Below are 12,240 nucleotides of genomic sequence, written 5' to 3'. Positions count from 1 at the left end.
ATGAATAAAACACTCACCGTCTGACTATATTTAATAATAACTTTCAGTTCTGTTTCAGTTTACTTGTAGTTTACTTGTAGTTAAGATGTCATTCTGTTATCATATGGGGGTGAGGTGATTTGTTAATGATTACTTATGAGGATCGGAGACTTGTCGAGGAAGAGTTTATTCGGGATATACGGAGTAATCCCCAGTACGGATTGGCCACTTTTAAACTCCTATACAATTTATTAAGTCGGATTAGCCCAGCAGAATTAATAGAGCATCGTTTTGCCCATTCTACTACGAGTGATGTCAATAATCATATTGACCAGAGTAATCTATCTATAGAAATGATCCAACTCCTCGATTTAGCGTTCCAATATGCATCAGAATTAGACAAACCAACATATTATACAACGGGACAAATGAGCACATACTTCGGTGTATCCATCACGACAATTAATAACTGGCTTCGAGAAAAACGTCTTTCTTACCAAGGGATGAATGACAAGCCCTCTTATAAGCAAGCTCGAATCCCGGACACAGCTATCTACAAAGCCCCTAATGGGAAAGAGACAATTCTTCGTGAAATCGTTCAAGAATACGAAAGCCAGAAATCTTTAGCGCCGGATTATGATGAAGTGGAACGAATGAAAGCACTAGTCAAGGTCATTCTAGCCTTTGAAGAGAAATATGGTGGCAAATATGAGGACGTTGTAGCTCGTTTAGGCGATCCTGAATCTTCCCATGACTGGAAATGGATGCGGGATGCTGACGAATGGCGTTATGTCATGAAGGAGATCGCAGGTGATCGGTAAATCCAAAAGTAATTTAGATCGTATTCGTCGCGACCTGGGCCACGGGATTTTAGGCGAAATACGAAATACGGACCGATCAGGAATAACTTCTAGTATATATGCTCAACGAGCAACAATTACCTTCACTGATTATTCCAAGCTTTACATTACGGAATATACGAATAAATCAGGTTATATAGATAAGTACTTTTACGACTGGGAAGATGAGAGCGGTCGATTAAAAGCTCAATACCATAGCGAACCCCATGATCAGGATAAACGTTACCAAACGGAAACGGAGCCCTATCATATTCATCCGCCAAAGGACTCCATTCTGTCCAACATAGATCGTTTTCCAAATCATTCTCATCAGGATCTATACTCCATTGTGGAAGGTATAATCATCTTCTCCGTTATTCCATCTCGTCCCTCTTTATACTAAAGTTGGAATCATTCAATCCTGGGTTCGCCTGCGTGGTATTTCCACAAAGGACTATAGGATCACCTTGGACCGCAAGCGTATGCGGTGATCCGTCATGCCCCGCAATCAGTCCAAGCCTTCGATATGTCCCGCCTCATCCAGCCTTATGCGCCACGCTGCCGGTTCCGCAGGCAACCCTGGCATCGTGACCACCTGCCCCGTCAGCACGACGACGAATCCTGCGCCGGCCGACCAGCGGACATCCTGCACCTCAATCGTAAACTGCTCAGGCGCCCCGAGGACGGTGGGACGGTCTGTAAACGAATACGGCGTCTTCGCCATGCAGACGGGAAGGTCGCGCACGCCAAGCTGCTCCAGTTCCTGCAGTGCTCGCCTCGCAGCCGGGCGATAATTGACTCCGGCTCCGCGATAGATGCGCGTAACGATCGTCTCAATCTTCTCTGTAAGCGACATGTCGTCAGAATAGAGCAGTTGGAACGTATCCACCGTCGATCCATCGGCCAACGCGGCCACTTCCTGCGCCAACTCGCGGCAACCTTCACCGCCATGTTCCCAAGCGTCCGAGACAATCGCCTTCACGCCAAGCTCTGCGCAGAGAGCGGCAACCTGCGCCAGCTCTGCCTCCGTATCCGCAGCAAAGCGGTTAATAGCGACGATTACCGGCACGCCGAAGGCGCGCATGTTCTCAACATGTCGCCGTAAGTTGCCGAATCCGGACCATATTGCCTCGGCACTCTCCGTCAACAGTTCCTGCTTCGATACGCCGCCGTTGTATTTTAACGCACGCACGGTCGCGACGATGACCACAGCCGCCGGATGCAGGCTTCCCAGACGACACTTGATGTTCATGAATTTTTCCGCGCCCAGATCGGCACCGAATCCTGCTTCCGTCACGACGTAATCGGCCAGTTTGAGCGCATGACGAGTTGCCCGTATGCTGTTGCACCCGTGGGCAATGTTGGCGAACGGACCGCCGTGAACGAACACCGGGTCGCCTTCGAGCGTCTGTACCAGATTCGGATGGATTGCATCCTTCAGCAGGGTGCACATCGCGTCCACCGCCCGGAACTCACCCGCCGTCACCGGCCGCCTGTCCATGTCATACGCCACGACGATCCGGCCGAGCCGCGATCTCAAATCAGCCATATTTTCCGCTAAACACAATACCGCCATCACTTCCGAAGCGGTTGAAATAAGGAAGCCGTCTTCACGCACAGTGCCGTTGTTGTCGCCGATGCCGATGATGATCTGGCGCAACGGCCGATCGTTCATATCGAGCGCCCGTTTCCATACGATGCGCGCCGGGTCAAGACGTAGAGCGTTTCCTTGGTGAATATGATTATCAATGAGTGCCGCCAACAGATTGTGCGCTGATGTAATCGCATGGATATCGCCCGTAAAGTGCAGATTAATATCCTCGGCCGGCACAATCTGGGCTTTGCCACTGCCTGTGGCGCCGCCCTTCATGCCCATACACGGTCCGAGCGATGGCTCACGCAGCGCGGCGGCCGCCTTCCGTCCAATCCGATTCAATCCTTGCGTGAGCCCGATCGTTGTCAGCGTCTTGCCTTCTCCCGCCGGCGTCGGATTCATAGCAGTAACAAGGATAAGCTTTCCTTCTGGCCGCTGAGAGACGGATGCCCATACATCCTCGGTTAGCTTCGCTTTCCATTTTCCATATAGCTCAAGCTGATCGGGCTCCAGGCCCAATTGTGCTGCAACTTCTGTGATTGGTTTCATATTTGATGCCTCCATACCTATTCCGCTTCATTGGCTTTTTATTGTTGAGTTGAATCCACAAGCTCTCAAAAATGCTACTCATTATTCATGCGAGTCTTCCCTCTCACCTAATTTTAATCCGCCCAATAGAATATTAAAAGACGGATTGTCACACAAAGCGCGCTAACTCTTCCATAAAGGCTTCGTGAGTAGACTTCCAACCTAGGTTTAGGAATGACATCTGAAAATAAAAAAAAGCGTTAATGTTCATTGCAATGATCATCAACGCTTTTCTTCATGCGCTTATAAGAATTTCTTGTGTTCCATCATTTTCTTCCTTAATATCCCCTTCACCTGCCGCAACGCATCAGGAATTTCCCGCTCCACTTGCTCCAGATCGCTGAACGTGAATCCCTCGAGCAGAATCTTCACGTTCGATCGGATATAATCCTTATCCGTCTTATGCCGCTCAAGCAGCTGCTCAAAAACTTCAAGGAGCCGTGCGTCCGTCACGCCACTCAAGGCCTGCAACGCGATGAGCTGCACATATATTTCCGGATCATCTAAAGCAGCGATGAAATGATGCAATTGCTCTACTCTCTCTGGAACAGGAGCATGCCCCGCCTGATATAGCGCCTGAATCCGAATGTCCTTGTCCCCATGACTGAAGAAAGGTAACATCAGTGGCAACATATTCACTTCGGCTTCATGCAAAATATTGGTTAAGAATCGGAATGCCTCCACACCGTTCTCCAGCGCCACCATGCTGACCAACTCCGCCGTAAATCGCCGATCGCCTTCAGGCAGGTACCATTTGATCAATTGCAATGCAAGCAGTCGATTTGTTCCGTCCTGGCTGCGAAGCATTTCCCTAATGAGGGGCTCGGCTTCGTTAAACCGCATCTTCGCTAGCACTTGAAGCGCCCAGCGGCGCACCTCGCCATCATTCGCATGATACTGCTGTATGAGAAAGTCCACCGTCTCATCGGCAATACGCGGCAGCTTGAGCATCCCTTCCAACGCTTCGATGTGTATCCGCTCATCTTCAGTCGAACGGTACAACTCCATTAACGCTCGATCATCGCCGCCTCGACGCATCCCGAACCACGAGTTCTCATACCCCGCAATCGTCTCGTTCAGCCAACGTTCATACCAATCGAGAAAGTTCGCCTCATATGTAAAAAACGTCTTCTGGCTGTCTAAGTTGATATAGATCACTTTACCGCGATATTCCCCAGTAATGACCAGCATCGTCTCATAACTACAGCCCTGCTCACCGATATTCAGCAGACCCGGATATTCCTCTTCTTCATCATCCATAGCATCGTCAACCAATTTATCTTCAGACCAGCCCGTCCCGCTCCATTCGTTCCTCGGTTTCAAAGGTGACGGCTGTCCAATAAGATCAAGTTCAATAGCCTGCTTGGCGCCCAACGGATGTATGCCATAATAGGGTCCCGCGCCGCCGTTCCCGATCTCCGTCATAAAATCAACATAGTCCTCTGGCAGCGTGATCCCGTGCTCTCGCTCAAACTGTTCTACTTCAGCAAGGCTTAGCGGCTCATTCAGTTGATATCGATGCGCTCTGGATCCGAATACGTTGTACGTTGGGTCCGCTTGAGCCGCTAGTTCCAGCTTCCTGCGAATTCGAATTAATTGCTCTTTTCTTGACATGTGCTCCTCCCGTGGATGCATTTTATAGCATTAAATAGTCTATCGAAGCTTATCCCCCTACTCGTGATCGATACAATCGCAAGGCAATGTCGTTCAGACGTTCGTTGATCAGGATGACATCAGAGTAGGTCGATGGAATTTCGCGGTACCCCCAATGGATTCCCGCAAGACCACCGGCGATGGCCCCGATCGTATCGGAATCGTTCCCCAGATTAGCCGCTTGTTGCACGACTTCGCTGAAGCTCGAAGCATGAAGCAGAATGTGCAGCACCCAGCGGAACGTATGCACGACATACCCGCTCGGTTCGCAATCAGGCGCTTTCTTGATAAACGCCTCATATTCCGTTCCGGACACCTCAGACAGAATCGCATCTTTTAACACTCCCCCATGCAGGAGCCTGCGGGCTATTCGATTATAGATGACGCACACCTCGCTGCACTGCTCGTCATAATGTGTCATTTTCGATTGCATTCGTGATACGCGTTCCAAATCATGCAGATCGGTATAGGCCAGCGCCACCGGAAGACAGCGCATCAAGGACCCATTTCCCCCGCTTTGACCTAGATCCATATCCGAGAGAAACGCCGCCTCGAACCAATCTCCCTCATAAATTTTGAACACATGGCGAATGGTATTGCCAATATCCTTTGGTTTCGTATGATACCAAGCCAAAAATCGGCGCCCAATCGGTTCCATCGGATCTAAGCGGTTCTCCAGAATCCCCTCCGCGACGCATAGCGTCATCATGGTATCATCGGTTACTTCCCCTGGTTCCAGCTACCAGACGCCGCCTCCGATGATTTCTGTTAAATAGCCGTACTGGGCTTTAATCTCACGAGGATGCATGAACTCGGTCGTTCCTCCAAGTGCATCGCCGACAGCCACGCCGTATAGTCCGCCTTTGATTCTATTGAATAATGGATCATCTTTCATCACGACACCATCCAATCCCTATGTGGAACTAAAAATGCTCACTATCCAAATCGTACCATACTTTGATGATTGGATGGAGCCGTAGATTCATATCTTACTTCCGTGCAACCAATTCTTCTTTACGGCGTCACGAATGGGAAACTTCAACTAATCCGAGGGACCAACGACGGACTCGGGCAGAAGTGACCAAGAAATGGGAAAAACTCTATAAAAGAAAATAAGCATAAGCGCCGGACTGGGGAGCCCGGCGCTTGCGTTTTTATATAGGAATAACCTTGGTAATCATACTTCTTTTTCCGTCCGCAGCTGTTGAAGTCGCTCTTTTACAGAATCATCGGGCTCTATACCTGATAAATGTATAACTGCTTTTATAAGCTGATCTCCCCAAGAAGCAACGTTCCACCCCTCTAGCGCCATGATCGCCATATTCCGATTCCGGATCACAGGACTTTTCAGTCCGGTAAGGATCAGCTCCTTGCCCATCCCCTCGAACGAATCCAAGCTTTGCAGAATGGTGTCCAAGCTTCTATGCGCTTCATATTCTTTGCCGAATCCCATTTCATCCCCAGGGCCTGTAGCAATCTGCGGCAGCGGCAAATGTTCCGTAGCAAAATGAACCAACTTCTGAATTCTAGCGGGATCATTCGATTTCATGAGCTGAAGGTAATGTGCGTCTTGAAGCGGATTTACAGCTAATTGGCTATAGAGCGTCTCCCAAATATCCATGCCGAGCTTTTCCGCACAAGCCACGCCATAGTAGCGGTTCTGTGAGTCATTAGAGCTGACCGCATCCATAATTAAGCTGCTCCACTTGGAATCACCAATGATGAATTGACAAGCATCATGAATATCGCCTCTTGCCTGCGCTGTCCATCCCGCTGACATCCGCCCTTCCCACTTCTCCTCATCCTGATCTAAGAAGTCTCGAATGTTCAACATGACAGATAGATGCTTGGTGGTTGAGCACATTTCCCCGGACAGCCTCACGTAATCAGATAGCACCTGTGGCGCATGTTCATAATCATCGATATCCTCGGCAGGACCGCCATACAACAACGCTTCGATGATCGTAGACGCTCCTTCAAATAATTCTCGGTCGACCTGATCCGGTACGAGAGCCTCTCGCAAATCTCCATTTCTCGCACAAATACAGGCTAGATATTCGTTCATGATACTATTTTGGCAGCCATGTCGAAGCAGCCAATCTTTAATTTCTGTTGTATTCGGCTCGAGTCTCTCGACGAGATTTATCTTCCCCCAACCATGGACATGTTGAGCTAGCTCAAAGAGAACCTCGTTACTGTCTTCCATCCCATTCTGAATCGCTACTGCGGAATATAGTGTAAATTCTTCATGTCTACCAAGCGTAAGAAGCAGTTCTTTAACCTGTTCGTTCTGAAAGAGTCCCAAAAGCGCAATTCCGAATTTAACGACATTACGATGTGCCGCATGCTCAACGAACCATCTGGCCTCGTCGAAAACAACACCTGCTTGGATGCCGGGATGTTTGCGCACCTCGTCCAAGATGGCGTCCATCATGCCCCCTACTTGAGCCGTCACAACTCTAGCATAAAGCTCTTTTCTCGTTGAGTTATTCGGTTTCCTGGAGTGCTTCGCCAATAGGTTCGCAAGCTCGTGCGCCTCATTTGGCACGTCACTGCTCCCTGCATGATGCCCTAATGCTCCATCCATTCCGCCGGCTACCCACCTGATTGGACTGTCTGACCAGTATTCCTCGTCATCCGGCAAGGAATCGCCAACATGTTCCCCTTGATCACGAATATATGCGTAAATGGAAGCCTTCCCTTCCCAAGGCGACCGTGTTGCTTTATTGAAGAAAATAACCATTGTTTTTATCACCCTTTTTCCCATATTTCTCTCAGCACGGATCGGAAAATCTCATCCGCATGGTGTTCACTACTTGCTCGTAGCCTTCCTCTCACCAATAAGTGCACTCAGACGTTCCAACAGATCCCCGCCGCCCGATAGTGAGATGGACCCGACTTTCTCGCATATTTTCTCGAGGAATTCCAACTCTTTCAACCGGAACAACGTCTGATTCTCGTCCATCAGCTTCGCGGTGTTAAGCAGGCTTCGGGTCGAGGCCGTCTCTTCGCGACGCGTAATGAGATTCGCCTGTGCCCTCTTCTCCGCGAGCAGGACGGTGTTCAAGATATCTCGCATTTCCCCCGGCAAGACGACATCTTTCACCCCTGCACTCAGAAATTGCACGCCGAACTCTTCCTCCTTCTCCCGCAGTCGAGTAAGTACGAACGTCGCTACGTCCTCTTTGCGTCTCAATAGATCGTCCAACTTTAGAGCCCCGACATATTCCCGAAGCGCAAGCTGAAGCTGGATATGGATTTGGTCGTCGAATGACTTCATTTCTAGCGCGCGCAGTGGATTCACGATCTTGTACTGGCAGACGAAATTCAAACGCAGCGTGACTTTGTCTTCTGTCATGATTTCCTGGCCGATCAGATCCATTTGTTGCTGTCTTAGGTCAATCGTCTTAACCATTGTCGAGACTGGACCTCTCCAGAAGTAGTACTTACCAGGAGACAGCTCTCGTTGTAGAACGTGGTCATAGAACAAAAATCCGGATTCGTAACTCGCGATTTCGTAGGACTGCACATTGGCAGTAAGCTTCGATATAATTGAACGATTAACCTCGACAGGCAATTCAGGTTGTCGGATATCCGCATGCACAAAGGTATGTTTTTTAAGCATATTCCAATAGGCGTAGGTACCAGGCTTAAGCAATTGTACGTATTGTCCGTCCTCGTAGTGCAGAACGTATTCATGATCTTGCACCCGCACAATATCGAGCTCACGCACGAGATTCTCGTCATGAAGGAACAACTTCAGATCTTTTCCGTCCACATGGAACGGTTTAGCGATATTCATCACCACAACGGTGGATTTAGACCACATGGAAAAGCGATACGTCCCCGGCATCAGCTTTTTCACATAACTTCCTTTATCAAATAGCAAACCGCGTTCGTCTGCTTGAATCGTTACTTTTGTAATCATCATTGTTAACCCCCTAAATAGTTCGACCAATGGACTTAGAATCCCACTGCGTTCTGGCGGAATCTCGCTTTAGCGGAGCAATCCATCCTTCGTTTGCAAGGATTTTGGAATAAGAGCGTGACCCTGCTTCAGCCGCACTACTTATTCTTCCATCCAAGAGAACTTCCAGAAATTTCGCTCCATCGGTATCCACGGACTGCAAAGCCTTCCTGCAGTGCGCTTAAAATAGCCGCTAGGGATTCTATCCTTTTGGTCTTTTGAATAATTTTCGCTCGATTGGAAGTCGAGTATGCTACCAAAATCGCTCCACAGGCGATTGGGGAATCGAACCCCAAATGTTGGTTCCTTACCGATCCGACCGTACAGGATACAGTCACATACCATGCGCGGCACTGCGGGATACCTCGATATCCTCGCCTCGTTACGACCGTCCGAATAAGAAACAATGTATGATGAAACGCCATCTGGCGTTTACCACCTTGCTCCGTGCGTCTTACAGGTTCTATCATCGCTCATTTCAACCCGAACGAACATGGCGAAAGTATTACGACTGCCCATAAAGTTTTCCATTTCACCCAAGTATCTCCCCTGATACAATAGTATAAGATGTTTCATTTGAACGGGGGATCCCATTGGCTAAGGAAAGTTTTGATAAAGAAATCCAATTCCTACGTATGCTTGTGTTGACCAGCGGTGCCTTCAGTAGACAGCAATTCGCAGAACGGCTTGGCATTTCCGTCCACACATTCGATAAAACAATACGACGGCTCAAAGAAGTCGTCAGCTCGCTGCATCAGGTTTTGCCTCAAGAACAGAGTAAGGAATTATCCGAGACGATTCGGTACAGCTACTATGACACCACCGATCCACTGCTCTTGTTCCTGTTCCGCGCCAAATCCGTCAAGGAATCCGAAAGTCAACGAATCTCGCTGCTGCTAGGTGCGATGAATGAGCAGGCTCTGACGGCAATGGAGCTCTTGGATGTATGCTGCAACAGCCTATCTTCGGATCTTCCACTCCCTGATGAGAAGACAATTCGGTCCGATCTCAAATACTTGGAGGAGGTCGGAGTCATCAAGAAAGAGCCTGGACCTCGCCCCTACCGTTATCGCATTCAGGATGACTTGGTTCGCAGCTTATCGGATGAAGAGCTTATCGATTTGTATGATTTTGTCGACGTCATGGCGAATACGCAGGTGCCTTCTGTTCAAGGTTATCTGCTGCGTGACGGACTGAAGAAGCTTCTCTTGCGCAATCAAGTCGAGCAGCATGCCGTCGAGCCATTTTTATATAAATATCACTATCACTCACGCATATTGGATGAGGCGCATCTGTTCACGCTGCTGCATGCGATCCGTCACCGTAGGAAGGTCCGTTTTCTCTACTTCTCGCCGAAGTCCGAGAAAAGCTATGCCTCCAAGAATACCAACCCCTTATTTGAACGGGATACGGAAGGCAAAACCGAGAAGACGCTCCCGCTTAAGATTGTGTACGATCATCAGTATGGTAGATGGTATTTGCTTGCCTATGGCAGAGAGGGAATCCGCAAATACCGTATCGAAGGGATCACGCAAATCGAAGAGGATGAATCTGTGGACGAGGCATGGTGTGAAGAAAAGAAGACCGAACTTGCCGCCAAAATGCAGTATAGTTGGCTCATCGATACGGGACGACCGGTGACGGTACGCGCTAAATTCTATAATCCGGGTGGGTCCGAACCAAACTTCGTCAAGGACCGAGTCATGCTGCAGGGACAGTGGGGACAGATCGTCTCCGAAGATGAACATGCGTTTATCTACGAAATTACCGTGAACGGGACGACCGAAATCAAGCCATGGCTGCGCAGTTTCGGTTCCAGCTGCGAGATTCTAGAGCCTATGCAGCTCCGGCGGGAAATGATTGCCGAGTGGAAGGAGATTCAAGCCTACTATGAACCTGTTCGAGAAAATATTTAACCACCAGATCATCTCACGTTTGGAGGATTCCGGTACCTTCATGGTCACCTCGCATGAACGGGCATGGCTGAAGACGATGCTTGAACATCCTGCGGCTGCCGAGGCTTTCACTGCAGACACGTTGAACAAGTTACGTTCCATCCTTGCGTCGGATCAAGTGATGGATACCTCCTCTCATTTGATTGAAAAAGCCCGCAGTCTGGAGAAACAGGTGTATCACCCGCTCCTGCCCACACTACGTCGGCACATTATGAATAAGACGGGAATTCGCATCACTTACGAGATTAAGAGCGGACGATTGAAAACAGACCATTCAGGTTTTCCGTATAAGCTGGAATATTCCATGGTCAAGAGAGAATGGTATTTGCTATGGTACCACACCAGATATAACGCCTTTATGAGCACCCGGCTGAAGCATATTCATGAGGTTACAGAAGAATCGATCCGACAATCAGTTGCAGAGAGCATCCTTCAGGAAATCGGTAACACATTGGATTCGCGCAAAAGTGAAGTGGTCATCGAGATTATTCCAATGTATAACGAAGAGTTGTCCCGCATCCTCTACGCCTTCTCCAGCTTCGAAAAAAGTGTCGAGTATGATCTGGATCATGATACCTATCGAATCAGAGTCTCTCTGCTAGGAGATGAAATGAAGTATTTGCTTTCCAAGATTCGTTTTCTCGGGAAACGTGTTCGGGTGATCGAGGGAGATTATTTAAAAAGAAGGATGCTAAAGGCGTCAACGAAAGCGTTGGAGCGATATGGCGTCGCTACCGCTACAGTCAATGAGGAACGATCTTCGTAAGGATCATGAAATTCGAATATTCGTACATAGAAAAAAAGCTCAACTGTCGGCTTGTGAAACCGATGCTTGAGCTTCTTGTTTTCATTGAGATGTATCAAATTCGGAAAAACTCTACGGCCGTCTCCGTCGTAGCCTTCGCCACCTCTTCTACCGTCTTACCCGTACATCGTGCTACAGCTTCCAAAATATGCGGCAAGAATGCAGGCTCATTGCGTCCGTCTGCCGGCTTCTCCTTCAGATCGCGCGGGGTTAAGAACGGCGCATCCGTCTCGATCATCAATCGGTCGAGTGGGATGATGCGGACCAGGTCCCTCAGATGCTTCCCTCTCCGCTCATCGCAAATCCATCCTGTAATGCCTATGTAGAGTCCCATATTCAGGTATGTCTTCAGTTCATTCAGATTCCCGGTAAAGCAATGTACCACTGCCTTCTGTACAGCATGTTCCTTCAGCATCGCCGTAAAATCCGTGAATGCGTCCCGCTCATGTAGAAACAACGGCATATTCAGCTCAAGCGCCAATTGAATTTGCTCAGCGAACCATTTCCGTTGTACATCCCGCGGCGAGAAGTCCCGGTTATAGTCTAGACCACACTCGCCAATTGCGACAACCTGTGGCATCGCCGCCAATTCTCTGAGCTTCGCGATCGTCCGATCGTCGCAGCTCTTCGCATCATGCGGATGAACTCCTGCTGTAGAATACAATTTTCCTTTGTAACGGCCTGCATATCGAGCCGCATCGACGCTGTTCCTTAGACTCGTTCCTGTAAGGATAAGAGGTGAAACGTTATTCGCTGCCGCTCTTTCAACCACTTGCTCTCGATCTTGGTGAAACGAACGATGCATCAAATTGACACCGATATCAATGATTGGATGATTCATGATTATAATTGCTCCTTTT

General features: G+C 48.8%; 9 protein-coding genes and 1 pseudogene. 4 read left to right on the top strand and 6 right to left on the bottom strand.

The genetic code is table 11. From position 1 onward, the window contains the following. The first annotated feature begins 125 nt into the window (after nucleotides 1-125). Both GCU39_RS28725 and GCU39_RS28720 read left to right on the top strand, forming a co-directional pair. Nucleotides 126-800 carry a hypothetical protein gene (locus GCU39_RS28725; RefSeq protein ID WP_152396604.1) on the top strand — a complete coding sequence of 225 codons (675 nt, stop codon included), beginning with the start codon at nucleotides 126-128 and terminating at the stop codon, nucleotides 798-800. Beyond that, nucleotides 790-1,221: a toxin-antitoxin system TumE family protein gene (locus GCU39_RS28720; protein ID WP_152396603.1), complete on the top strand. Its 432-nt coding sequence runs from the start codon at nucleotides 790-792 to the stop codon at nucleotides 1,219-1,221. Before GCU39_RS28725 ends, GCU39_RS28720 begins: the two co-directional genes overlap by 11 nt. Nucleotides 1,222-1,326: 105 nt before the next feature. On the opposite strand, the gene GCU39_RS28715 is transcribed toward GCU39_RS28720, so the two are convergent. From GCU39_RS28715 to GCU39_RS28695, 5 genes and pseudogenes are all read right to left on the bottom strand, one after another. After that, nucleotides 1,327-2,961 (bottom strand): formate--tetrahydrofolate ligase, encoded by a 1,635-nt coding sequence (locus GCU39_RS28715; RefSeq protein ID WP_152396602.1) that lies wholly within the window; start codon nucleotides 2,959-2,961, stop codon nucleotides 1,327-1,329. Nucleotides 2,962-3,243: 282 nt separating this feature from the next. Next, complete coding sequence (locus GCU39_RS28710) at nucleotides 3,244-4,614, bottom strand: SMI1/KNR4 family protein (protein ID WP_152396601.1); 1,371 nt, start codon at nucleotides 4,612-4,614, stop codon at nucleotides 3,244-3,246. 49 nt (nucleotides 4,615-4,663) lie between these two features. Then, nucleotides 4,664-5,461, bottom strand: a pseudogene (locus tag GCU39_RS28705) (ADP-ribosylglycohydrolase family protein). Nucleotides 5,462-5,830: 369 nt separating this feature from the next. Beyond that, entirely contained in the window at nucleotides 5,831-7,396 is a 1,566-nt protein-coding gene (locus GCU39_RS28700; protein ID WP_152397480.1) for a limonene hydroxylase, read from the bottom strand. Between the two features lie 69 nt (nucleotides 7,397-7,465). After that, entirely contained in the window at nucleotides 7,466-8,581 is a 1,116-nt protein-coding gene (locus tag GCU39_RS28695; RefSeq protein ID WP_152397479.1) for a slipin family protein, read from the bottom strand. A gap of 632 nt (nucleotides 8,582-9,213) precedes the next feature. Here GCU39_RS28695 and GCU39_RS28690 point away from each other — a divergent pair. After that, nucleotides 9,214-10,536, top strand: coding sequence for a helix-turn-helix transcriptional regulator (locus GCU39_RS28690; protein ID WP_152396600.1), 1,323 nt, complete (start codon nucleotides 9,214-9,216; stop codon nucleotides 10,534-10,536). Continuing rightward, a complete protein-coding gene (locus tag GCU39_RS28685; protein WP_152396599.1) occupies nucleotides 10,511-11,341 on the top strand; it encodes a WYL domain-containing protein in 831 nt (276 codons plus the stop codon). Before GCU39_RS28690 ends, GCU39_RS28685 begins: the two co-directional genes overlap by 26 nt. A 94-nt stretch (nucleotides 11,342-11,435) precedes the next feature. Here the strand turns inward: GCU39_RS28685 and GCU39_RS28680 are convergent, their stop codons facing one another. Beyond that, a complete protein-coding gene (locus GCU39_RS28680; protein ID WP_152396598.1) occupies nucleotides 11,436-12,221 on the bottom strand; it encodes a TatD family hydrolase in 786 nt (261 codons plus the stop codon). Between the last annotated feature and the right edge of the window lie 19 nt (nucleotides 12,222-12,240).

Source organism: Paenibacillus guangzhouensis (assembly GCF_009363075.1).
GTDB classification, from domain to species: Bacteria; Bacillota; Bacilli; order Paenibacillales; family Paenibacillaceae; genus Paenibacillus_K; species Paenibacillus_K guangzhouensis.
This window is presented reverse-complemented; position numbering and strand designations above follow the sequence as displayed.

What these genes read in the sequence shown, in the direction of transcription:
- GCU39_RS28700 (WP_152397480.1), bottom strand. Translation starts at nt 7,396, where the DNA reads ATGGTTATTTTCTTCAATAAAGCAACACGGTCGCCTTGGGAAGGGAAG.
- GCU39_RS28725 (WP_152396604.1), top strand. Translation starts at nt 126, where the DNA reads ATGATTACTTATGAGGATCGGAGACTTGTCGAGGAAGAGTTTATTCGG.
- GCU39_RS28680 (WP_152396598.1), bottom strand. Translation starts at nt 12,221, where the DNA reads ATGAATCATCCAATCATTGATATCGGTGTCAATTTGATGCATCGTTCG.
- GCU39_RS28685 (WP_152396599.1), top strand. Translation starts at nt 10,511, where the DNA reads ATGAACCTGTTCGAGAAAATATTTAACCACCAGATCATCTCACGTTTG.
- GCU39_RS28695 (WP_152397479.1), bottom strand. Translation starts at nt 8,581, where the DNA reads ATGATTACAAAAGTAACGATTCAAGCAGACGAACGCGGTTTGCTATTT.
- GCU39_RS28715 (WP_152396602.1), bottom strand. Translation starts at nt 2,961, where the DNA reads ATGAAACCAATCACAGAAGTTGCAGCACAATTGGGCCTGGAGCCCGAT.
- GCU39_RS28710 (WP_152396601.1), bottom strand. Translation starts at nt 4,614, where the DNA reads ATGTCAAGAAAAGAGCAATTAATTCGAATTCGCAGGAAGCTGGAACTA.